Consider the following 22,250-nt stretch of genomic DNA (forward strand, 5'->3'; position numbering starts at 1 on the left):
ATTTTAAAAATAAAATTAAGAAAATCGTTCATCGGGTAATCATTATCATTCAATGTTGGTAATTTTTTTATTATAAAATACTGATTTTAAGTATCTTTATTATTTGTTATCATTTTTTTAATTAAAAATTATCATCATTACAACCATGTCCGCCCTCCTTGAAAAAACAACCAAAGGGTATATTCCGTACCTTATTTTGTTTGTTTTTTCATTTTTATTATACGCCAATACCCTGCATCATCAATACGCATTAGATGACGGAATGACTATTCTCAACAATGAGTATGTATTGAAGGGAGTGAGGGGTATTCCCGATATTTTTACCAAAGATATGTTAGATAGCTATTATCGGAAAATGGGCGCAAATGGTCGTTTGCACGGGGGGCGTTTCAGACCATTATCCGTTGCCACTTTTGCCGTAGAGCAGGAGTGCATCGGTGCGCGAAACAATATGGACTTTGGCAAAAATGAATGGGACGTAAATAAAAACGGCATCAGCGAACCCGAAGAAGATGTATATAAAGATGGTATTTACGACCAAAAAGATGCGATGGCAAAAGGCTTCGGGCTGCGGCATTGGGTAAATGTTTTGCTGTATAGCCTACTGGTTTGTTTGATATTTGCGGCTTTGGTAAAAATAAATTTCCGGCACGGACAAGCCTTAGCCGCTTTGATAATAGCTTTGTTGTTTGCGGCGCACCCCATACACACCGAAGTGGTAGCCAACGTAAAAAGCCGCGATGAAATACTTTCGTTGCTGTTTATTGTAGCTACACTGATAGCTGCCCACAATTTTTATCGCCGCAATGATACGAAATGGCTGCTGCTCACGGGTTTCTTCTTTTTGATGGCGATGCTGTCCAAAGAGTTCGGGATTATTTTGTTGGTGCTGCTGCCTTTGTCTTTTTATTTATTTGAAAAAGACATCATTGCCTCGAAATATACAAAAATAATGGGCATAATAGGAGGCACTTTGCTGATATATATACTTCTGCGCCTACAAACAGGAGCTTTGTTTCAAAAAGAAGACATAGGTGTAGAATCCGAAATTCTCAATAATCCGTATTTATTTGCCAAAGGCACTGAGGCTTTTGCTACCAAAATATTTGTGCTGCTCAAATACCTCATTTTACTCATTATTCCTTATCCGCTTGTCAGCGACTATGGTTATAACTCCATTCCCTACAAAAACATCACCGATATTGCTTTTATAGCGAGTGCTTTGTGCTATGGAATGATTATCTTTTTATTTTTTTACTTTTTAAAAAAACGCAACCCACTCGCTTTTCCTGTTGCATTTTATTTGGGGGCTTTGGCCTTGGTTTCCAACTTGCTGGGCTTCAATTTGGGTGCCACGATGGGCGAGCGGTTGATATTCCATTCTTCGCTCGGATTTTGTATTGTATTGGGGTGGCTGATTTATCGGGGAACACAAAATACTGCCACTGCGTGGGTGGCTTATTCCGCGCTCGCTGCCATTTTGCTGGTGTATGCTTACCTCACCGTCAGCAGAAACAAAGATTGGGAAAATGATAATACCCTGTTTTTGGCAGATGTAGAAAAACAGCCCGAAAGTTTGGCACTCAACAACAATGCCTCTACCGCCTATATTTTTATGTCGGCAGCACCGCAGCACAAAAGCCACGAAAACGAGTATATTCTCAAAGCACAAGGATATGCACAAAAAGCATTGAGTATGAACCCCAATTATGTAAATGGCTTGTTGAATATGGCGGCTTGCTACGGCAAACAAAATAAATTGGACAGTGCCGAAGTGTATTTGAGCAAAGCCGATTCGCTGTACCCGACCCACCCTTTGGTAGCCGAACTCCAAAAAAGTATGGTGGCATCGTTGCACAGCAACGCCTTAAAATTTATTAGAACTAATAATGATTTTATCAACGCTATGCCTTTACTACAAAAAGCATTGACCTACGATAGCACTGATGTAAAAGTATTATATGATTTGGGGGTTTGCTATTTCAATACAGGGCAAAGCGAAGCAGCAATTGCTTTATTTAAAAAAGGCTACAAAATAGACCCGAATGATGTTGATATTCAAAGAACCTTACCTTTGTTTTTAGAAAATAAATAATAAATCTGTCGGTGTTATTTTTTTGTTGTGTATCTTTTTTTTATGATAAAAAAAAACAGCGAAAAAAATCTTTTAATACTTTTAAAATAAGTACATCGCCCATACTGTTTTCTGTTTTTTATTATACTCATCTCCATTGTAGATGATATTTTCGCAGAACGCAAAATATATTTTTATGAAATTAAAAAATTGGTTGCCTGTTTTTTCCGTATTCGGAATATTGTTGTTGCTCAATATTCTGTCGCAGCGTTTTTATGCCCGCCTCGACCTCACACAAGAAGGAAAATACACCCTCACTCCGGCTACCAAAAAAGTGCTGCAACAACTCGACGATATTGTTTTTATCAAAGTGTATTTGGAGGGCGATTTTCCGGCGGGTTTCAAGCGTTTGCGCAACAGCACCCAAGATATGCTCGACGAATTTCGCGCTATTGCCGGCAATAATCTTCAATACGAATTTATTGACCCTTTAGATGTGGAAAGTGAAAGCGAAAAACAAGCCATCGCCAACCAACTTATTTAAAAAGGCTTAGTGCCGCGCTGCCTCATTGAAAATGCAGACTGCTACTCCGAAAAAATATTTTTTCCCGGAGCTATCGCCACCTACAAAGGACGCGAATATCCGATAGTGCTGTTGCAGGAACAACTCAACAAAGCCCCCGAAACCGTACTCAACAATTCCACCGCACTGCTCGAATACAACCTCATCAATGCCATTCAAAAACTGCTGCGCAAAGAGCGACCGCATATTGCGTTTTTGGAAGGACACGGCGAACTCACCGAAAACTACGTCAATGATTTTGCGGGCGCACTCCAAACCTACTACGAGTTGCACCGCCTTTCGTTGCCCGAAGTGCTTTCTATTGATACTTTTAAATATGCAGCGGTGGTGCTTGCCAAACCCACACAGCCTTTTGACGAAAAAGACAAATACAAACTCGACCAATATGTGATGCGCGGCGGAAAAATTCTTTGGCTCATAGACCCCCTCATTGCCGATGCCGACAGCCTCAACAATGCCGGCGGCTCATTCATCACCGCCGATTATCCGCTGAATTTAGATGATTTGCTGTTCAGATACGGCGTGCGTATCAATCCCAATTTATTGCAGGATATGCAGTGCAATCCCATTCCGGTGGTGGTGGGTACGGATAAAGCGGGCAACGCCACCCAACAACAACTTTTCCCTTGGTTGTATTATCCCATTTTTACACAATTCAATCAAGCACACCCGATTGGCAAAAATATGGGCGCAACGATGAGTAAATTCGCCTCCACACTCGATACTATTCGTGTGCAGGACATAAAAAAGACAGTGCTGATGAGCAGTTCGCAATACAGCCGTGCGCTCACCAATCCCGTTAATGTGTCGCTGGAAACCGTAAAACAACGCCCACTGCCGGAGCAGTTTAATCAAAAAAACTTAGCAGTAGCAGTAGCTTTGGAAGGAGAATTTACTTCCAATTTCAAAAATCGGCTGGCTTTTTCTACCGCAGAAATGTTGGATAGCTTGAATTTAAAATTTAAAGAAAAAAGCTCACCTACCAAAATGGTCGTCATTGCCGATGGCGATTTTATCAAAAACGATTATGAACGCAGCAGCAGCAAAACACTGCCTCTGGGATATTACAAATACACCAAAGAAACCTTTGCCAACAAAGATTTTTTGCTCAACACCATTGAATGGCTCACCGATGATGCCGGTGTGATAGAAGCCCGCAACAAAGAAATTGCACTGCGCCTTTTAGACGGCGAGCGCAGCAAACAGGAGCGCGTTTTTTGGCAGTTGTTCAATATTATGCTGCCCTTGCTGCTCACGGGCATAGCGGCGGCGGCGTATCATTTTTGGCGAAAACGGCGATATACAAACAATATCATTCGTTGAGGTATATGAAAATGATCTTGCATTTATGTTGTTATGCCATCATCTCTGTACTTTGTTTTATTTGAATATGCAAAAATTTAAAGTTAGCTGATTTATAATATTGCTTTTTTTTGATAGTATTTTATATATGCAGTTTTGGGGCTTTTGCATTATAAAAATCCTGAATTTTATTCATTTTTTAAAAAAAATCACCCTTTACCATTCATTCAGCAGTGTATTTGTCCGGCATCACTTTAGAGCATTTTAAAAATTACCGCCATTTTCAGGCTTCTTTTTCTCCCGACATCAATATCATCACAGGAGCAAACGGAAGCGGCAAAACTAATTTGTTAGATGCCATTTATTATTTGAGTTTTTGTAAAAGCTATTTTAATCTGAGCGATGCTCAAGTCATTGAGCGAGGCAATACATATTTTTTGTTAAGTGGCGAATATTGCAATGATGATAATACCAACGAAACGCTGTTTATACAAGCCAAATACAGCGCAGAGCGCGGCAAAGAAATGTATAAAAACCGTTCACAATACGAGCGTATTTCGCAACATATCGGCTTGTTGCCTTTGGTGATGATAGCTCCCGATGATTTGTTTCAGATAAAAGCGGGCAGCGAAGAACGGCGCAAACTGATAGATGCCGCTTTGGTGCAATTAGAGCCGAAATATTTGGAATCTTTGCAATTGTATAAACGCTGTTTGGAGCAGCGCAACGCTTTACTGAAACATTTTTACGAGCGCGACCGCTACGATTTTGAACTGATGGAGCCTTTTAATCGTATTTTGATACAACACGGCACTTTTATTGCCGAGCAGCGAAGCCGCTACGAAATCCTCATCGCCCCTTTGTTGGCGCAGTTGTATCATTTTTTGTCGGGCGAGCGCGAAGTGGCTGAATGTAGGTATGTTTCTTCTTTGAAAAAACGCCCTTTTTCGGATATTTTATTAGAAAATGTACCCTTTGACAAGCAAGCACAGCGAACCACCGACGGCATACACCGCGACGATTGGGAAATGGAAATAAATGGTTTGAATTTGAAAAAATTTGCCTCGCAAGGGCAGCAAAAATCGTATTTGCTGGCACTCAAATTGGCTTTGGCACAGCTCACCGCCCGTCATAAAGGCATTGCTCCCTTGCTGCTGTTGGACGATATTTTTGACAAATTAGACCCCCACCGCTTGCACCGCCTTTTTGAATTGTTGCCCCAAAGCGGCTGCCGACAAATATTTATCAGCGATACCGACCCACAACGTTTGGCACTTGTATTAAATGGCTTAAATTTGCACTTTCATGCACTCGAAATTCATCATTCTTAATTTTATATCTCTATTTTTTTCATAATCCAATAAAACATACACTTTGAAACGCAACAGCAATGAGCAGAGTTTGGGCGAAGTATTGCGCCATTTTTTGAAAGAAAACGAACTACAGGATAAACTCCACGAGGCAAAAGTCATTGCTTTGTGGGAAGAACTGATGGGCGAAGCGATTGTACGCCATACGGCGGCGGTATCGTTGCGACAGGGAAAATTGTTGTTGCGCATTACATCTGCTCCTTTGAGGCAGGAGTTGCTCTATGCCCGCGAGCGCATTGCCGCTTTGTTCAACGAAAAATTGGGAACCAACTTGATTCGCGAAGTGGTAGTAATGTAGCATACTCTGTCTTTTTTTAAAACTTTTTCTACCATAACCAATACTTTCAAAGCAGATATTTCCGTTTTTATCGGAATAATCAAGACTATTACATAAAAAATTGTTTTTTAAAAAAACGCATTATAAATAATATGAAAAATATACTCTTCTTATTTCTTTTTTGTTTTTTGGCAATTAGTAGCAGCGAGCCGTTGCGTGCCCAAATCGGAGGAGATGATTTTGAAATGTACGGCAACTCGCCCAAAGAAAAAGATAAGGAAAAAGATAAAGACAAGGGCAAAGAAAAATCCAAAAGCAGCAGCAAACAAAAGCCTGCCGCCAATACGCCTCCATCCGACAAAACTCCGGCGAAAACTACTGCTCCCGACAAAAACACAACCACAGCACCCGCCGGCAGCACTCGCGCCGACTCCGCCCAACAGGGCAAAGTGTTGCGCTTGGATTTGGACGGCATCGTCGGAAAATACGTCATTGACACTGTATATGTAAAAGCCCCGCGCAGCAAAATATCTTTCCGCGATCAGGAAAATATTAAATATTATTATCGCCAAGCCATACAGCGCGTCAATGAGGGCGACTTCAAAAGTGCAGTGGATTTATTGAACAAATGCCTCAAAAAAGACCCCAACAATAAAGACCTACTCCTTTTGCGCGGTGGTGCCCAGGCAGAATTGCAGGAATTTAAAAAAGCAAAAAAAGACCTCCAAAAAGCCATTAAATACGACCCTACCAATCCAAACATCAACTACAATCTGGCGGCGGTGCACATGAAACTCGGCGACACCAAAGAAGCCTCCAAAAATTTCAGCTCTGCCATCAAACACAAACCCGACTACTTGCTCGCCTATCAGGGCAGAGCCTCTTGCAATGTACTCAACAAACGCTACGATGCCGCTTTGGACGACTACAACAAAGTAGTAGATTTAAACGGCTTCTTTGCGCCCGCTTATCGCGGAAGGGGTATTGCCAAATGCAAAATCGGCAAATATGACGAAGCTATCAAAGATTTTAATACCAATATCGGCTTGGAGCCGAATGATGGTTTGGCGTATTTTTACAGAGGTTTGGCGTATTCTGCCATCAACGAACCCTACCAAGCCTGCGATGATTTTTTAAGAGCCTATCAACTGAATGTGTTGGACGCTTATAAAGAGCTGAAAAGAATGTGTGATTTTCAGGATTAATAAAAAAGGAAATTACTTTTTTGTCGGACTATTGAATATCATTATTTTTATTTTTTCCTGAAAAAAAAACAACAGCCATGAGTAATAATGTCATTTTGCGTGCCGCCGCCGAACATACTTTTTCACACGAAATAGAGGAACTCAAACGCCACGACCGCCACAATAAACCGGCTCAATGGCAACTGTCGCCGCAGGCGGTACTCACTTATCTGATGGGCGGAAAACTGAACAACGGCTTTGAAATATCGCCCAAATACATCGGCAACAAACGCCTGATGGAGATTGCCATCGCCACCCTCACCACCGACCGCGCTTTGCTGCTCTACGGCTTGCCCGGCACCGCCAAATCTTGGGTATCGGAGCATTTGGCAGCAGCTATTACCGGCGATTCCAAACTCCTCATTCAAGGCACGGCGGGCATCGGCGAAGAAGCCATTCGCTACGGTTGGAACTACGCCCTCCTGCTTGCAGCCGGTCCTTCGCTTGCAGCCTTGGTAGAAACACCCGTGATGAGAGCCATGAAAAGCGGAAAAATTGTGCGCATCGAAGAACTTACCCGCATCGGCTCTGATGTTCAAGATGCCCTCATTACTGTATTGTCCGAAAAATCAATGCCCATTCCCGAACTCAACACACAAGTAGAAGCCATTAGGGGGTTTAATGTTATTGCCACCGCCAACAACCGCGACAAAGGTGTAAATGAATTATCCAGTGCGTTGAAGCGCCGTTTTAATACCGTGATTTTACCTGTGCCTGCCACCATAGAAGAAGAAACTGACATCGTGAGCAGACGTGTAAAAAGCTACAGCCAAATGATGGAATTGCCCTTGCCTTTGGGTATTACGGAAGAAATTAAACGTATTGTTACGATTTTCAGAGAACTGCGCAATGGCATATCACAGGACGGAAAACTCAAACTCAAATCGCCTTCGGGAACGCTGAGTACCGCCGAAGTTATTTCGGTGATGAACAACGGCTTGGCTCTTGCCCACCACTTCGGCGATGGCGACCTCAAAGCAGATGACGTAGCCGGTGGCATTATCGGAACTATTATAAAAGACCCCGTACAAGATAAAATCGTGATGCAGGAATACATGGAAGCCGTATTGAAACAGCGCGAAGGCTGGAAAGATATTTATCGTGCTTGCCGCGATTTGATATAGCATTATTGCTTTTGTTTTTTTTGAGGTTTTAAAAAAATCTGCTCACTTTTCCCACACCTTGCCAAAATGCGTACTGCTTTTTTATATGTATTGTCAAAAATATACGGTTGGGGGCTGCGCTGGCGCAATATCGCCTACAACCGCCGCTGGCTCAAAAGCAAAGCTGCACCTGTGCCTACTTTGGTGGTGGGCAACCTGAATGTAGGAGGCACCGGAAAATCGCCCTGTGTGGAGTTTTTGGTAAAAAAATTGCAGGCGCATTATCGCGTGGCTCTGCTGAGTCGCGGCTACGGGCGCAGCACCAAAGGTTTTGTACTGTCTGATGCACACAGCACCGCCGACCTTATCGGAGATGAGCCCTTTCAGTTGAAAGAAAAATTTCCGCAAGTGCCCCTGGCGGTTTGCGAAAATCGTATTCGGGGCATACAACAACTGCTACAACTGCACCCCGATATTGAATTGGTGATATTGGACGATGCTTTCCAGCACCGTACTTTGCGGGGCGACTGCAATGTCTTGCTCACACCCTACGAACAACGCTATCCCCACGACCACCTTTTGCCACTCGGCTCTCTGCGCGATGAAAAACAAAGCCGCCGCCGCGCCGATATGATTTTAGTAACTCGCTGCCCCGCTTCCTTAGATAAAACAGCGATGGCGGCAATTACCTGCGAATTAGAGCCTTTGGCGCAGCAGCCTATATTTTTTGCCGCTTTACGCTACGGGATTCCTTATTTTTTAAATCCACAACAAAATACCACGATTCCTCCCGCCGCCAACCAACTCCCCACACCGCTACAATCAAGTGTCGCCCTCTTGCTCGCCGCCATTGCCCGCCCTCAGCCCCTGATAGATTATTTGCAGCAGCACTATACCCAAGTAACAACGCTATTGCACCGCGACCATCATTTTTTTACCGAAAATGATTTAAAAAATTGCCAACAAACTTATCAATACCTATGTGCAAAATATGAAAATGTTACAGTACTTACGACCGAAAAAGATGCCGCCCGCCTGCGCTTGCATTTGCCCTTATTGCAAGAACTTCAAATGCCTGTGGTGGTAGTGCCGATAGAGTTGTATGTATTGAAAGATGAAACGCTTTTTTTGGATACTATAAAAGAAAAAATAGCTGCCGCCCGTCTACGCTTGCAAACAGCAGCATCTTTGGCGTAATTTTAAAATGTTTTTTTTCATTATTGGTATATTTTGTGGTATTTTTATTCATCATCATCACAGCACAAAAAAAATGAGCGATAAGAAGCAAGGCAAAAAAGAAAATCCACCGCAATTGAATTTGTTTCATATAAAACCTTCGATACAGCACTACAACACGTTGGCGGCTGCCTGCTATGCGGAATACCGCGAAAAAGGGAGCAAGTTTTTGGCGTATGCCGAACATACCGCCGATGAAACAATGGTGCAGCTTTTTCTTGAACGCCTCCATAAAGAACACCCCAAAGCCACGCATATTTGCTATGCTTACCGCTTAGATGCCGAAGGAAAATTTTTTCGTACCAATGACGACGGCGAACCTTCGGGAACTGCCGGCAAGCCCATACTCAACCAAATAGACTCCAAAGGAATAACAGCTTGCACGGTGGCAGTGGTGCGCTATTTCGGCGGTGTAAAGTTGGGTGTGGCGGGTTTGGTAAGTGCCTACAAAACCGCCGCCGCCGAAGCCCTCAAAGATGCAGCCGTAAAAGCTGTAAAACTACAGGCACACTATCGTTTGGTGTTTAATTATGAGCGTATGAACGATGTGATGCGTGCCCTGCGCCGCGAAGGTATCAAAATAGTAGAGCAGGGTTTTGATAACCAATCGTTTTTGATATGCAGTGTGCCTTTGGAAGAGGAAGATAATATGCTCGCCGATTTGCAAAAATTGTACGATGTAACGGTGCTGCTGCTAAAACGTTGATAAAGAGCAGTACAATTGCTGTCTTTTTGTGATTTTTTTTATTTTGATTTCAATGTATCTTATATTTTTTTGCTGATGGAAATTTCTGCTGCCGCGCCGATTGGCGTTTTTGATTCGGGAGTAGGCGGACTGACGGTCGCCAATGCCATTGCTGCCGCCCTGCCACACGAACGCCTTATTTATTTCGGCGACACCGCCCACATGCCCTACGGCGAAAAGTCGGCGCAAACAATAGTGCATTATTGCGAGCGCATTTGTGAGTTTTTGCTCAGTAAAGGCTGCAAAGCGATTGTAATTGCCTGCAATACGGCTTCTTCGGTGGCTTATTTGCCTTTGCTGCAATTATTGCCTCCTGCCGTTCCTTTGATCAATGTGATAGACCCGATAGTGGCGGCGGTGCAGCGGCACGGGCTACAGCATGTGTCGGTGATTGCCACCCAAGCCACCATTCAGTCGGGGGTATATTCGGCAAAGCTGCGTGCCGCCCTGCCGCATATAGAAGTGTATGCCAAAGCTACGCGCTCTTTGGCTCAGATGATTGAAGAAGGTTTGTATCGCAACGAAAAAATCATTCAGGCTGTTTTGGAGCATTATCTGGCAGATGAGCCTTTTGAACACACCGAAGGTTTGATATTGGCTTGCACACATTATCCGCTTATCAAAAATGCCGTTCAACAATTTATGCCCGAAAAAGCGGATATTTTTGATTCACCCACCATTATTGCGGAGCATTTGGGGCAAGTATTGCGGCAGCGCAATTTATTATCGGAACACAAAAGCGGCAGCCATCTTTTTTATGTATCCGACCGCACTGCGGCTTTTGAAGAAAGTGCAGCGATGTTTTTTGGAAAATCTATTCATTTAGAGGAGCGTCATTTACATACAAACCCTTCAAAATCTTAATGTATTGTTGTTGTTTTTAAAAAAATAAAATGATGCCACTATTCGTGTTTTTGAGGGGATTGCGTGTGTAAAATATATCATAAAATATACAGAGATTGAATTATCTTTGCCTAATTCATTATCACCTTTTTTTATTGAAAATAAACGCATGAAAACAATATATTCTATCTTTTTGGGTGCTTGTCTGCTGTTGTTATTAGAGGCTTGCGGAGGCGGTGCTGCCACCGGCGGCGATGGCAAACATTTCGGTAAAAATATCAGCAGCGAGCAAGCCATTACGATGGGCGACCTTTCGCAGCAGATACAGGGCACTAAACAGGTGAATGCCAAAGTGCGCGGAAAAGTGGCGGAAGTGTGCCAAGCCAAGGGCTGCTGGATGACGATTGAAAATACAGCCGGCGACCCGATGCGCGTAACTTTTAAAGATTATGCTTTTTTTGTTCCGAAAGATTTATCGGGCAAAAGCGTAGTTTTTGAAGGCATTGCCAAATACGACACTACTTCTGTTGATGACCTCCGCCACTATGCCGAAGATGAAGGCAAAGCCGCCGAAGAAATTGCACAAATCACACAGCCCAAAGTAGAAGTGGTTTTTGAAGCCGAAGGTGTGGTGATTGAGTAGTTATTCTTATTTTTAAAACTTTTTTAACTTTGTAAAAGTTGTTATTTCAATGATGATAGCTACGCTTTTTTTCAACAGATAAGTATCCAAGCAGAATTAATTTATACTATTTGTTTTTATAAAACATTGATTTTTAATTAGTTTTTGCATTTATCATTTACAATTAAAAATTAATCATTACTTAAAACGGATATGATGAAAAAAAATCTTTCTTTGTTGTATAAAATTTTGTTCCTGAGTTTTGTTGCAGGAGCAATTTATTGGTTTTCCGTGCCGCAAGCGGCGCAATCGTGGGGTTTTTGGGCGCATAAACGCATCAACCGTTTGGCGGTGTTTACGCTGCCCCCCGAAATGATTGTGTTTTTTAAGGAAAATATAGAGTATGTAACCGAGCACGCCGCCGACCCCGACAAACGCCGTTATGCCGTTGATGGCGAAGCCGGAAAACATTTTATCGACCTCGACCGCTACGGCGTGCCGCCTTACAACGACTTGCCGCATGCGTGGGGAGCTGCCAAAGAAAAATTTTCTGAAGATACCCTCAAAGCACACGGCTATTTGCCCTGGAATTTGCAATGGAGCTTAGACCGCCTTACAGAGGCTTTCGTAAAAAAAGACGTTGCCCTCATTATGCGTTATAGTTCCGATATTGGGCACTATATTGCTGACGGACATGTGCCACTCCACACCACACGCAACTACAACGGACAACTCACCAACCAAAGAGGTATTCACGGATTTTGGGAAAGCCGCGTACCCGAACTTTTTGGTAACGATTACGACTATTTTGTAGGCAAAGCACAATACATCTCCGACCCTGCTCCCCTTATCTGGGATTTTATTATGCAAAGCAATGCCGCAGTGGACTCGGTACTCCTCATCGAAGCCGAACTAAATAAGGCATTTCCCGACGACAAAAAATATTCGTATGTGGACAGAAATAATGTGATGACGCGCACCTACTCCTCCGAGTATTCCGAGCAGTACGCCCAACTTTTGGACAATATGCAGGAACGCCGCATGCGAGCGGCGGTGCTGGCAGTGGGTAGTTTTTGGTACACCGCCTGGGTAAATGCCGGAAAACCCGACTTAAATAACCTCGGCAAATACGAAGAAAGTGAAAGCGAAAAAGAAGAAATGGCGGAACTCCAAAAAATGTACGAAACTGGAAAAATAAAAGGTCGCTCTTGTGATGACCATTAAAAAAATTTTATTTGTATCCAAAAAAATATAAAATCCTTTTGTGCAGGCAGGTTCTCAATAGAGCCTGCCTGTTTCTTTGTTTATATAAATACAACTATTTACCTCTCTTTCCTTTCCGAAGGAGGGAAGTCTTTGTTATACTAAATCAACATCTAATACTATTCAAATATCTATTTGGCATAGTTATTTTACAGACTCAATTCCCATTCAAAGTGATTGATATTAGTAACAATATCAGCCACATCATTACAGAATAGAAGACTTGGTACTGTATTAAAAGAGTTGAGTTATTATTTTAGGCAGTTACGAAATCGCCATACTTTTCGTTGTAAAAATAATATTTATTGATATAAAAACCAATGACATTATCGTGAATTTTTTCGCTTTTAGATTAGCAGATAGCACCTGTTTAACCTTTTGATATGAGTCCTGAAATTCAAATTTTTACGCTCTATCTTCCATGTATTCAAGAGTTTACTTCTATCGGCATTTTTTTTTAAAATGATTTACCACTGTATTTTTATTAATAGATAATATCCGAGCGGTATCTCTAACACCACTACTATTGAGTATTTGAAGTTCTATTTGTTCGGCTATCCCTACATTATTGGCAGTGTGACGATAAGATAGTTGAAAACTTTTTTTACAAGTATTGCAACGCCACCGTGCTATGTGCCATTGGGGCGGTTACCATTCTTTACTAAATCTGTGATTGCGCGATGAGGACATTTTATCGCTTCTAAATGTTTTATCTCTTTTTTAAAAAAACAAAAAAGCGCAAGCACGTTTTTATACGACTTGCGCTTTTTAGCTCCCCAGACTGGACTTGAACCAGTGACCCTCTGATTAACAGTCAGATGCTCTAACCGACTGAGCTACTGAGGAAAATTGCTGTATTAATTTCTAATTAAGCGGTGCAAAGATAGTGTGTGTTTTTTAAACTTGCAATATCTTTGCAAAAAAAATTTTAAAAAATGAGTTTAATTATTGTAGGCACTGTAGCCTTTGATGCCATCGAAACACCTTTTGCCAAAATAGATAAAGTAGTGGGCGGCTCTGCTACTTTTATAAGTTTATCGGCTTCCAACTTTTACAATCCTTGCGGTATTGTTTCCGTCATTGGTGATGATTTTTCGCAGGATATGCTCAATGAATTTGCTCGCCGCAATATCAGCAGCGAAGGAATTCAGATGAAAAAAGGCGAAAAATCCTTTTTTTGGAGTGGGCGTTATCATCAGGATATGAACGGGCGCGATACCCTCATCACCGACCTGAACGTGTTGGCAGATTTTGACCCTGTATTACCCGAAAGCTATCGCAATGCCGAATATTTGATGTTGGGCAACATTGACCCTACTTTACAAATTCAGGTATTAGGCCAAATGAACGAGCGTCCGAAATTTATTATGATGGACACGATGAATTTTTGGATGAATATAGCCTTAGAGCCATTGCACGAAGTATTAAAACGCATTGATTTGCTCACTATCAATGACGAAGAAGCGCGCCAGCTTTCGGGTGAATATTCTTTACTCAAAGCGGCACGCCGTATTTTAAACGAAATGGGTCCCCGCTATTTAGTAATCAAAAAAGGCGAACATGGAGCCTTATTGTTCAGCAAAGAAGAGATGTTTTATGCCCCCGGTTTGCCTTTGGCAGAAGTATTTGACCCCACCGGTGCAGGCGATACATTTGCAGGCGGCTTGATGGGATATATAGCAAGCACTAACGATACTTCTTTTGATAATTTGCGCCGCGCAGTTATTCACGGTTCGGCTATGGCTTCATTTTAAAAATGGCAAAAACGAAAACCGCCTTTTTCTGTAGAAATTGTGGTGCAGAAGCCGCAAAATGGATAGGAAAATGTCCGGCTTGCGGCGAGTGGAATACTTATGTGGAGGAAGTAGTAGAAAAAGGCGGTGCTTCGGGCGTTGGCAAAGGCACTTGGCGCAATCATACCGACAAACCACAACCGGTGAGTTTAACGGATATTTCGGTGCAGGTGCAGCCGCGTTTGCACACACAAGATGCCGAACTGAATCGGGTGTTGGGCGGCGGCATTGTACCCGGTTCATTGGTACTCATTGCTGGCGAACCCGGCATCGGAAAATCTACGCTGCTGCTGCAAACCGCCGTACATTTGCCACAAGAAACTATTTTATATGTGTCGGGCGAGGAGAGCGAGCAACAAATAAAAATGCGTGCCGACCGCTTAGGTATCAGCAACGACCGTTGTTTTTTGTTTACCGAAACCATAGTAGAGCAAATTCTCAATGCTGTAAAAACAGTATCGCCCACTTTGCTCATTATTGATTCTATTCAAACCCTACAAAGCAACGACATACAAGCCACGGCGGGCAGCATCTCTCAAATCCGCGAATGTGCGGGTATTTTGCAGCGTTTTGCCAAGGAATCAGGAATTTCGGTGTTTCTTATCGGGCATATTACCAAAGACGGCTCTATTGCTGGTCCCAAATTGTTGGAGCATATCGTAGATGCGGTGCTGCATTTCGAAGGCGACCAGCACCACAGTTATCGTTTGTTGCGCACGTTTAAAAATCGTTTTGGCTCTACTGCCGAAATCGGTATTTATGAAATGAAACAAGAAGGTTTGCGACAAGTGAGCAACCCTTCAGAATTGTTGATTTCGCAGCACGACACCGAACTCAGCGGCATCAGCATTGCCGCCACGATGGAGGGGCAGCGACCTTTGCTTATTGAAACACAGGCTTTGGTGAGCCGCGCCGTATATGGCACCCCACAACGCTCCACCACCGGTTTTGATTTGCGGCGTTTACACATGTTGTTGGCGGTACTGGATAAGCGGTGCGGTTTTAAATTGGGCGATAAAGATGCTTTTATCAACATTGCAGGCGGCTTAAAAGTAGAAGATCCCGCTATTGATTTGTCGGTGATAGCATCTTTGTTGTCGTCTTACGAAGATATACCTTTGCCACCGCGCACTTGTTTTAGCGGCGAAGTGGGCTTATCGGGGGAGGTGCGTAGTGTTACACGCATTGAGCAGCGATTGGCAGAAGCGGAGAAATTAGGTTTTAGAAAAATATTTGTATCGAGCCATTTTAAAGGAATACCGAAAAACAGTACTTTAGAAATTATACAAGTAAGCACAGTGCGCGATTTATACGACAAAGTATTTTCCTGATAAATAATAAAGAAGTACCGCTTTTCGGCGAAAAATCTTAAATGCTGTGTTTTTTTATTTTAGCTCAAAAGAGAAATCCACTTGGTCGGGCGGCAAGCATTTGGTATCGTCGCAGGTCATAAATTCCACCGAACCCTGCAATGTTGCGGGAGTTGCTTTTTTCTGTTTCACACGCGCCGTAAAAGTCGCTTCCTGAGCGTATTTGGTAATATCCATCTGAAACAGCTCGTCGTAGCCCGATTTTGGTGCAAGTCCTTTTTCTTCAATTTTATCTGCAATAGTAATACCCTTTTCTTCTTTAAACTGAATACTTGTAGGTACGGGTCCGCCATCTTGCAAATATTGAGAGTACAAATACCAACCTTTTTCAATTGTTGCTTTTAGCACCACATCATATTCGGTTTCACTGATTTTTTGCTTTCAAAAGTCCATTTAACGGGTTGTGGAGTGTTTTGCGCCTGCAAAAAGGTGGTGTAGGCAAAGAACAAAACAAAGGCGATAGATAATATTTTTTTCATTTTTTTTATGTGTAAAATGATGATAAAATGTTGAATTTTTAAAACACGAAAGATACATTAGACTTATACCTCTGCGATATGTTTAATATTCAATTGCAAAATAGTTTTGCTCTTTTCCTGTACGGCAAAACGCTGGTCAATGCGTGTGCCCACCACCCACACAACTCGTTTGGCGGCATCTTGCAATATCCAAACTTGTTCGCGCTGGAGCAAAGTCCATTTTTCATCTTTAAAATATTTACTCAGTTTCTTTTTTCCCACCTTATCGCTTTTTGGTTTTTTCATACCGAAAGGATAAAAATAATCACCTTGTTCCCAACGGCGGAGCGTCAAAGGGAATTCAATTTTTTCGGCATCTAAAAAAGCATAGCGCGGGTTGGGATTAATGGTAGTGGCGGCGGCGGTTTTTATTTTGCCGTTCATCACAAAATCGGGCAGTTGTAGCCGCCATTGTCGTTTTTTTTCTATTAAAAAACGCTCGCTTTCCTGTATATTTTTTGCCAAAATCCACAAAAAACGCGGCTCTTGCACCAAGCGGTGGCTGTCCGAAAAATATTGTTTACTTTCGGAGTGTTGTAAATGGGCGATGATGTCGGTGCTTTGGGCGGCGTGGAAGCCGTAGGGTTGGAGGAGTTCGTACAAAACGGTGGTGGCGGCGGGTGTTTTTTTCAGCAGCAGCACCGGAATCCGAATGTCTTTGCCGCGCGGCTGCAACAGTTTTTTTCGGTATTGCTCAATAGCCTGACGATACAAAATTTCGGCATCGGCAAAGCGGCGGAAATTATCGGCAAAAGTGCGTTCCAATTGCGGATTGATGTGCTGCAGCGCAGGCACTACCTGATGGCGTATTTTATTGCGGATATATTTGTCTTCGGCATTGGAGGCATCTTCACGAAAAGCGATTTGTTGTTTCTGAGCAAAAGCTTCTATCTGTTGGCGCGTAAAAGCAAGCAAAGGGCGCAGCACCGCACCTTGTTTGGGAGCAATGCCGTGCAAGCCGCCGATTCCGCAGCCTTTGGTGAGGTTGATGAGCAAAGTTTCAACAGCATCGTTGATATGATGCGCCGTAGCTACAAAAGTGTAGCCGTGTTGTTGGCGCAGGCGTTCAAAAAGCTGTATCGCAGGCGGCGCGCCTCCATCTGAATAGAAACGCCGGCTTGCTGCGCCAGCAGTGCAGTGTCGTAGTTTTCCGTAAAAAAAGGAATACCCCGTGCTTGTGCCCATTGTTGCACAAAGGCAGCGTCGGCATCGCTGTCGGCGGCACGAAGCTGAAAATTGCAATGTGCCACTGCAAAAGGCAGGCGGGCTTCGTGGCACAGATGCGCCAACACCATAGAGTCCACGCCACCGCTAACGGCGAGCAAGAGCGAGTTGCCTTCGGCAAAGCGACACACACCATATAAATATTGCAAAAATTCGGTGAGCATAAAACGATAAAAAAGCAGGTTGTATAATTAAAGCACGATTTTTGACGGTCAAAAGTAAGCACATATTATTCACAGCACCTACGCCCCTGCAATAAATCTGTTTGTAAAACAGTATTTTTTTATCTTTTTGGAATCTTTATTCTTAAAAAACATTGAAAAAAAATCAATAAAACACATCAACAGAGTGGAGCAATGATTTTTTCGGCGTACTGTAATTTTTTCTCAACTTTGCATTTCGTTTTTATATACATCATACTATGCAACTCATAGATACCCACACCCATTTATTCAGCGAGCAGTTTTTAGAAAACGCCACCACCATACAAGCCGTGCTACAACGTGCCACAGAAGCGGGCGTATCGCATTGTTTTTTGCCCAATGTAGATAGCGGCACACTCGACGCTATGAACCGCCTCGCCGATGAATTTCCGCAAATATGCCTGCCGATGATAGGTTTGCACCCCTGCTCCGTGAAAGAAAACTGGAAAGAAGAATTAGCACTCATTGAAAACGAACTCAAAACGGGTACGCGCCGCTATTGGGGTGTCGGCGAAACGGGCATTGATTTATACTGGGACACCACTTTTTTTGCCCAGCAACAAATCGCTTTACACCAACAGGCGGAGTGGGCAAAAACCTACCATTTGCCTTTGATTTTGCACACGCGTTCTGCCTTCAACGAAACCTTTTCGCTGATTAAGGAACACGCCGACAGCCGTTTAGGTGGTATTTTTCATTGTTTTGTTGATGATGTAGCCGCCGCCGAGCAGATATTATCTTTGGGCAACTTTTATTTGGGCATCGGCGGTGTACTCACTTTCAAAAACAGCGGCTTGGCAGAGACACTCGTACACTTGCCATTAGAAGCGATGGTACTCGAAACCGACTCGCCGTATTTAGCTCCGGTGCCGTATCGCGGCAAGCGCAACGAATCTGCATATATACGCTTAGTAGCCGAAAAATTAGCACAAATAAAAGGCGTGAGCGTAGAAGAAGTTGCACATATTACCACTCAAAATGCCCGAAAATTATTTGGTCTTTAATCACTGCTATACAGAAGCAGCAACACAAAATATGCAACAAAAATGTATAAAAAAAATAAACAATTCAGACAATTTTAGTCTTAATACAACGTTTTGAAATTTTTTAATAGATTTTAACGTTATTGCTAAAATAGTTTGATGTAACTTTATACAAGTATTAGTTGCATTGATTTTTTACAATCAAAACCTTATGTAATATCATGTATAAAAAAATATGGATATCTCTGTTTTCAGTACTTATTTCTTTAGGTACGATGTATATAATGGCAGCCGAATCGCCTAAAGATACCGATACTTTCTTTGAAAAATACGCCCACCAGCAAGGTTTCAGCACATCACATTACGAAGGAAATATCGCGAAAGTGAGCCAACAATATATTCAAGACCCTTCTGTGCGGAGTTTTTTGTCGCAGGCTAAAAGCCTTGATGTATTGTCGTATAGTCGCAATAATACCAACCTCAACGGCGGTCAATTATTTGTAGAATTATTACAGACTCTCCACGATGCTAATTACCAACCTTTACACAGTCGTCGCCAACACGGAAAAGTAATGGGCGTGTTGTATCGCTCCGTAAATGCCAACCATCAGGAATTGGTTATTGTGAATGCCGAATACGAAAATTTTAAATGCCTGCGCCTCATCGGAAGTTTTGACGCTTTGCGTTCTATTGCTCCCCAAAACCCGCGTATGGCGTTTTAATAGGATATTTTTATAAAATAACCTATTTTTCTTTCTTACCTGCGATAGTTTTTCTACTTTCACGCTGCTAAAAACAGCACCTACATGGCTGAAAAAGGAGAAAACATACAACCTCAGGGCATTTTGGAGCCTGTATTACCCAACATTAACGAGTGGCCAATTTATAAACTCACACAAGAGTTAGACACTTTTATCCCACAATGGGTAGAAAATACCAAAAAGAGAATCATAGACAATGCGGTAAAATCTCAAATGCCTTTGGAGGAAATTATCGCCAAAGCCGCTTATTTGGAAACCATTCGTTTGCGCACCAAACCCCTAGCGCATTGACCCGCCCGACGAAAAAGAATTTTGGCGTGATATTAAAGACCAATTGGCGGTAATTGCTCAAAAAAAAGCCGACATCAACGGCGTATCGCCCGAAACACAAGCCTTATTGCATAAAATCATCAGCCGCTACGCCGAAGAAATTGCCGACACTTCAATCGTAGCACCTATCGTTTTGCGGCGCGGGCTTTGCCTGTGTTTTTCAACCGTTTGCTCAATGTAGCGGGTGCACGAAGCCTGCGGCGTATTTTCAACAACGACCTGCTCATTCAGGACAGCCTCCTACTGCGCGGGCACATTGAAGAATTGCGCAATTTAACCACCAAAGGAACGGTAATTCTTACACCCACCCATCACAGCAATTTGGATTCTATTTTATTGGGTTGGGCAATACACGCCGTTGGCGTACCCGCCTTATTGTATGGTGCGGGGCTGAATTTGTTCAATGCACGCGGTTTTGATTATTTTATGAATCGGCTGGGAGCTTATAAAATTGACCGCCGCAAAAAGAACTCCCTCTATTTGGAAACCCTCAAAATGTATTCGCGTATGACGATACAGCGCGGTTGCCACACTTTATTTTTTCCGGGCGGCACACGCTCGCGCTCAGGACAGTTGGAAAGCGACCTCAAAATGGGTTTGCTCGGAACAGTATTTGATGCGCAGCGATTTAATTTGCAATATCCTGCCCCCGAAAAACCGCAAAAAATTTTCGTAGTACCTTTGGTCATTTCGTACCATTTTGTGTTGGAAGCCGCTTCGCTGATAGACGAACACTTGCGCTCAGTGGGCAAAGAACGCTATTATCCGCCCAAAGACCACTTTCCGAGTATTGCCAAAAGTTTGCTTTTTGTATGGAAATTATTTTCGGCAAAGTCAAAAGTAGTGCTATCGTTTGGCAAGCCGATGGATTTGTTTGGAAATGATGTAGATGAAGCGGGCAACAGCATCGACCGCAACGGAAAAGAAGTGGAAATAAAAGAATACTTTATGAGCAACGGTCAAATTGCCGAGGATAATCAGCGCGATTCGGAATATACCAAAATATTAGCCGACAAAATCGTAGAGCGTTTTTATAAAGAAAACCGCGTACTCACGAGCCACTTGCTTGCTTTTGCCATTTTTGAAATTTTGAAAAAACGCCATCGCCGCTTGGATCTATTCGGCTTGTTGCGCTTGTCGGAAGAAGACACACTCATTCCTACGAGCAATTTATAAAAGTAATGGAACGCTTGGTGGCAAAACTAAAATAATGGCAGATGAAAAGAAATTAAAACTGAGCCACCCTTTTAATGAAAATATAGAATATATCGTACAACACGGCATAGAAAATATCGGTATTTATCATCGCAAAAAAGTAGTGAACCGCAACAAAGATGGCGATATTTTTACCGAAGATATGAACCTGCTATATTTTTATCACAATCGCTTGGAAGGCTACGGCTTAGATGAGTGGGTGTAGAGGCGCAATTTTTATCTTTTTTTCTTTGTGTTGTAATTAGTATTTTTATTGAAAAATATGCTATCTAATTCAATTATAGGTGTGCTGGGGGCGGGCAGTTTTGGTACAGCCATCGCCAATATCTTGGCAGATAATCATCAGGTATTGATGTATGCACGCCGCCCCGAAGTAGTTGATGCTATTCAGCATAAACGGCTGCACCGCAATCAAACTATTCACCCGCGTATTCAGGCTACCATCTCTGCCGAAGAAGTATGCCAACGCTGCACCCTCATTTATGTAATGGTGGACTCGGGCGGCTTCCGCGAACTTATCCGCCAGATAGACCCTTTTGCGCCCCTACCATGGCCACCGTCATCAGCAGCCGTTTTGATGAAGTGATTGAATACGAAAATACTTTGCGCAGCAATCGCTTCAGGGTATATGGCAGCCACGATGTGTTGGGCGTAGAGATGGCAGGCGTGCTGAAAACATTTATGCCATTGTATCGGGTATTTTGAGTGGTATGCAAATGGGCGAAAACAGCCGTGCTATGATTATGAGCAGGGTTTGGGCGAAATGGTGCGTTTGGGGAGGGCATTGGGTTCAAAACGAGTGCTTTTTATGGCATAGCGGGCATTGGCGATTTAATTGCCACCTGCTCCAGCAGCCGCAGCCGCAATTTTACGGTGGGCTATCGCTTGTCGCAAGGCGAAACGCTACACCATATTCTGGAAACGATGGACGAAGTAGCGGAGGCGTAAAAACCACCAAAATAGCTCACTGTTTATCGCGGTACTATCATTTGATTTGCCCATTATTGCCAATTTGCACGGTATTCTATACGAAAACTTGCCCATTCACGAAGCTTTCAATAATCTGATGCACCACGAAAATGATGTAGATGCAGAATTTTTGGTCAATGAAGAAGAAATGAAAGTATAAAAAAAATTTTTCTAAAAAAATCATACTCTGCACAATATTTTAAAATCGGCAGCGTTAGAAGA

The 22,250-nt window shown here is 42.8% G+C and carries 26 protein-coding genes and 1 tRNA gene; 22 read left to right on the forward strand and 5 right to left on the reverse strand.

Annotation, left to right across the window (positions count from 1 at the left end; translation table 11 throughout):
- Positions 1–145: 145 nt before the first annotated feature.
- From IPL35_04075 to IPL35_04130, 12 genes are all read left to right on the forward strand, one after another.
- A complete protein-coding gene (locus tag IPL35_04075; GenBank protein MBK8442633.1) occupies positions 146–2,095 on the forward strand; it encodes a tetratricopeptide repeat protein in 1,950 nt (649 codons plus the stop codon).
- Positions 2,096–2,270: 175 nt separating this feature from the next.
- Positions 2,271–2,618, forward strand: a complete 348-nt coding sequence (locus IPL35_04080; GenBank protein ID MBK8442634.1) for a Gldg family protein — start codon at positions 2,271–2,273, stop codon at positions 2,616–2,618.
- Positions 2,619–2,627: 9 nt separating this feature from the next.
- Positions 2,628–3,980, forward strand: coding sequence for a gliding motility-associated ABC transporter substrate-binding protein GldG (gldG, locus tag IPL35_04085; protein ID MBK8442635.1), 1,353 nt, complete (start codon positions 2,628–2,630; stop codon positions 3,978–3,980).
- A gap of 218 nt (positions 3,981–4,198) precedes the next feature.
- Positions 4,199–5,290, forward strand: coding sequence for a DNA replication and repair protein RecF (gene recF / locus IPL35_04090; GenBank protein ID MBK8442636.1), 1,092 nt, complete (start codon positions 4,199–4,201; stop codon positions 5,288–5,290).
- A gap of 43 nt (positions 5,291–5,333) precedes the next feature.
- Positions 5,334–5,627 carry a DUF721 domain-containing protein gene (locus tag IPL35_04095; protein ID MBK8442637.1) on the forward strand — a complete coding sequence of 98 codons (294 nt, stop codon included), beginning with the start codon at positions 5,334–5,336 and terminating at the stop codon, positions 5,625–5,627.
- Between the two features lie 131 nt (positions 5,628–5,758).
- Entirely contained in the window at positions 5,759–6,811 is a 1,053-nt protein-coding gene (locus IPL35_04100; protein MBK8442638.1) for a tetratricopeptide repeat protein, read from the forward strand.
- A gap of 77 nt (positions 6,812–6,888) precedes the next feature.
- Positions 6,889–7,974, forward strand: coding sequence for an AAA family ATPase (locus IPL35_04105; GenBank protein ID MBK8442639.1), 1,086 nt, complete (start codon positions 6,889–6,891; stop codon positions 7,972–7,974).
- Between the two features lie 66 nt (positions 7,975–8,040).
- Positions 8,041–9,150 carry a tetraacyldisaccharide 4'-kinase gene (lpxK, locus tag IPL35_04110; protein MBK8442640.1) on the forward strand — a complete coding sequence of 370 codons (1,110 nt, stop codon included), beginning with the start codon at positions 8,041–8,043 and terminating at the stop codon, positions 9,148–9,150.
- A gap of 73 nt (positions 9,151–9,223) precedes the next feature.
- Positions 9,224–9,895, forward strand: coding sequence for a YigZ family protein (locus tag IPL35_04115; protein ID MBK8442641.1), 672 nt, complete (start codon positions 9,224–9,226; stop codon positions 9,893–9,895).
- A 75-nt stretch (positions 9,896–9,970) separates the two neighbouring features.
- Entirely contained in the window at positions 9,971–10,798 is an 828-nt protein-coding gene (murI, locus tag IPL35_04120) for a glutamate racemase (protein MBK8442642.1), read from the forward strand.
- A gap of 148 nt (positions 10,799–10,946) precedes the next feature.
- A complete protein-coding gene (locus IPL35_04125) occupies positions 10,947–11,420 on the forward strand; it encodes a DUF4920 domain-containing protein (protein MBK8442643.1) in 474 nt (157 codons plus the stop codon).
- 234 nt (positions 11,421–11,654) lie between these two features.
- On the forward strand, positions 11,655–12,623 hold the full coding sequence (locus IPL35_04130; GenBank protein ID MBK8442644.1) for a S1/P1 Nuclease: 969 nt from the start codon (positions 11,655–11,657) through the stop codon (positions 12,621–12,623).
- Between the two features lie 480 nt (positions 12,624–13,103).
- Here the strand turns inward: IPL35_04130 and IPL35_04135 are convergent, their stop codons facing one another.
- Positions 13,104–13,295, reverse strand: a complete 192-nt coding sequence (locus IPL35_04135) for a hypothetical protein (protein MBK8442645.1) — start codon at positions 13,293–13,295, stop codon at positions 13,104–13,106.
- A 139-nt stretch (positions 13,296–13,434) separates the two neighbouring features.
- Positions 13,435–13,508 (reverse strand) — tRNA-Asn (locus tag IPL35_04140).
- Positions 13,509–13,597: 89 nt separating this feature from the next.
- On the opposite strand from IPL35_04140, the gene IPL35_04145 reads away from it, so the two are divergent.
- Both IPL35_04145 and radA read left to right on the forward strand, forming a co-directional pair.
- Positions 13,598–14,416, forward strand: coding sequence for a sugar kinase (locus IPL35_04145; GenBank protein ID MBK8442646.1), 819 nt, complete (start codon positions 13,598–13,600; stop codon positions 14,414–14,416).
- Positions 14,417–14,418: 2 nt separating this feature from the next.
- The gene (gene radA / locus IPL35_04150; protein ID MBK8442647.1) at positions 14,419–15,786 is read left to right on the forward strand and encodes a DNA repair protein RadA; all 1,368 of its coding nucleotides are present in this window, start codon (positions 14,419–14,421) and stop codon (positions 15,784–15,786) included.
- Between the two features lie 54 nt (positions 15,787–15,840).
- Here the strand turns inward: radA and IPL35_04155 are convergent, their stop codons facing one another.
- The 3 genes from IPL35_04155 to tilS form a co-directional block, all read right to left on the reverse strand.
- A complete protein-coding gene (locus tag IPL35_04155; GenBank protein MBK8442648.1) occupies positions 15,841–16,176 on the reverse strand; it encodes a sugar transporter in 336 nt (111 codons plus the stop codon).
- Complete coding sequence (locus IPL35_04160) at positions 16,167–16,304, reverse strand: hypothetical protein (GenBank protein MBK8442649.1); 138 nt, start codon at positions 16,302–16,304, stop codon at positions 16,167–16,169. The genes IPL35_04155 and IPL35_04160 overlap by 10 nt, the downstream gene beginning before the upstream one ends.
- 63 nt (positions 16,305–16,367) lie before the next feature.
- Positions 16,368–17,528 carry a tRNA lysidine(34) synthetase TilS gene (gene tilS / locus IPL35_04165; protein MBK8442650.1) on the reverse strand — a complete coding sequence of 387 codons (1,161 nt, stop codon included), beginning with the start codon at positions 17,526–17,528 and terminating at the stop codon, positions 16,368–16,370.
- 460 nt (positions 17,529–17,988) lie between these two features.
- On the opposite strand from tilS, the gene IPL35_04170 reads away from it, so the two are divergent.
- From IPL35_04170 to IPL35_04205, 8 genes are all read left to right on the forward strand, one after another.
- Positions 17,989–18,774, forward strand: a complete 786-nt coding sequence (locus tag IPL35_04170) for a TatD family hydrolase (GenBank protein ID MBK8442651.1) — start codon at positions 17,989–17,991, stop codon at positions 18,772–18,774.
- A 200-nt stretch (positions 18,775–18,974) separates the two neighbouring features.
- Positions 18,975–19,475: a DUF4252 domain-containing protein gene (locus IPL35_04175; GenBank protein ID MBK8442652.1), complete on the forward strand. Its 501-nt coding sequence runs from the start codon at positions 18,975–18,977 to the stop codon at positions 19,473–19,475.
- A gap of 84 nt (positions 19,476–19,559) precedes the next feature.
- Positions 19,560–19,805: a hypothetical protein gene (locus IPL35_04180; protein MBK8442653.1), complete on the forward strand. Its 246-nt coding sequence runs from the start codon at positions 19,560–19,562 to the stop codon at positions 19,803–19,805.
- A gap of 43 nt (positions 19,806–19,848) precedes the next feature.
- The gene (locus IPL35_04185; protein MBK8442654.1) at positions 19,849–20,025 is read left to right on the forward strand and encodes a hypothetical protein; all 177 of its coding nucleotides are present in this window, start codon (positions 19,849–19,851) and stop codon (positions 20,023–20,025) included.
- Complete coding sequence (locus tag IPL35_04190) at positions 19,998–21,020, forward strand: 1-acyl-sn-glycerol-3-phosphate acyltransferase (GenBank protein MBK8442655.1); 1,023 nt, start codon at positions 19,998–20,000, stop codon at positions 21,018–21,020. Before IPL35_04185 ends, IPL35_04190 begins: the two co-directional genes overlap by 28 nt.
- 34 nt (positions 21,021–21,054) lie before the next feature.
- Entirely contained in the window at positions 21,055–21,264 is a 210-nt protein-coding gene (locus IPL35_04195) for a hypothetical protein (GenBank protein MBK8442656.1), read from the forward strand.
- A 57-nt stretch (positions 21,265–21,321) separates the two neighbouring features.
- On the forward strand, positions 21,322–21,645 hold the full coding sequence (locus tag IPL35_04200; GenBank protein ID MBK8442657.1) for an NAD(P)-binding domain-containing protein: 324 nt from the start codon (positions 21,322–21,324) through the stop codon (positions 21,643–21,645).
- 197 nt (positions 21,646–21,842) lie between these two features.
- On the forward strand, positions 21,843–22,007 hold the full coding sequence (locus IPL35_04205) for a hypothetical protein (protein ID MBK8442658.1): 165 nt from the start codon (positions 21,843–21,845) through the stop codon (positions 22,005–22,007).
- The last annotated feature ends 243 nt before the right edge of the window (positions 22,008–22,250 follow it).

Source organism: Sphingobacteriales bacterium, from assembly GCA_016711285.1.
In the GTDB taxonomy this organism is placed as follows: domain Bacteria; phylum Bacteroidota; class Bacteroidia; order Chitinophagales; family UBA2359; genus JADJTG01.

Bases quoted from the DNA above. Each gene is read 5' to 3' on its own strand.
- IPL35_04075 (MBK8442633.1), top strand. From the start codon at position 146: ATGTCCGCCCTCCTTGAAAAAACAACCAAAGGGTATATTCCGTACCTT.
- IPL35_04080 (MBK8442634.1), top strand. From the start codon at position 2,271: ATGAAATTAAAAAATTGGTTGCCTGTTTTTTCCGTATTCGGAATATTG.
- IPL35_04100 (MBK8442638.1), top strand. From the start codon at position 5,759: ATGAAAAATATACTCTTCTTATTTCTTTTTTGTTTTTTGGCAATTAGT.
- IPL35_04105 (MBK8442639.1), top strand. From the start codon at position 6,889: ATGAGTAATAATGTCATTTTGCGTGCCGCCGCCGAACATACTTTTTCA.
- lpxK (MBK8442640.1), top strand. From the start codon at position 8,041: ATGCGTACTGCTTTTTTATATGTATTGTCAAAAATATACGGTTGGGGG.
- IPL35_04115 (MBK8442641.1), top strand. From the start codon at position 9,224: ATGAGCGATAAGAAGCAAGGCAAAAAAGAAAATCCACCGCAATTGAAT.
- murI (MBK8442642.1), top strand. From the start codon at position 9,971: ATGGAAATTTCTGCTGCCGCGCCGATTGGCGTTTTTGATTCGGGAGTA.
- IPL35_04125 (MBK8442643.1), top strand. From the start codon at position 10,947: ATGAAAACAATATATTCTATCTTTTTGGGTGCTTGTCTGCTGTTGTTA.
- IPL35_04145 (MBK8442646.1), top strand. From the start codon at position 13,598: ATGAGTTTAATTATTGTAGGCACTGTAGCCTTTGATGCCATCGAAACA.
- radA (MBK8442647.1), top strand. From the start codon at position 14,419: ATGGCAAAAACGAAAACCGCCTTTTTCTGTAGAAATTGTGGTGCAGAA.
- IPL35_04160 (MBK8442649.1), bottom strand. From the start codon at position 16,304: ATGAAAAAAATATTATCTATCGCCTTTGTTTTGTTCTTTGCCTACACC.
- tilS (MBK8442650.1), bottom strand. From the start codon at position 17,528: ATGGGCACAAGCACGGGGTATTCCTTTTTTTACGGAAAACTACGACAC.
- IPL35_04170 (MBK8442651.1), top strand. From the start codon at position 17,989: ATGCAACTCATAGATACCCACACCCATTTATTCAGCGAGCAGTTTTTA.
- IPL35_04175 (MBK8442652.1), top strand. From the start codon at position 18,975: ATGTATAAAAAAATATGGATATCTCTGTTTTCAGTACTTATTTCTTTA.
- IPL35_04180 (MBK8442653.1), top strand. From the start codon at position 19,560: ATGGCTGAAAAAGGAGAAAACATACAACCTCAGGGCATTTTGGAGCCT.
- IPL35_04195 (MBK8442656.1), top strand. From the start codon at position 21,055: ATGGCAGATGAAAAGAAATTAAAACTGAGCCACCCTTTTAATGAAAAT.
- IPL35_04200 (MBK8442657.1), top strand. From the start codon at position 21,322: ATGCTATCTAATTCAATTATAGGTGTGCTGGGGGCGGGCAGTTTTGGT.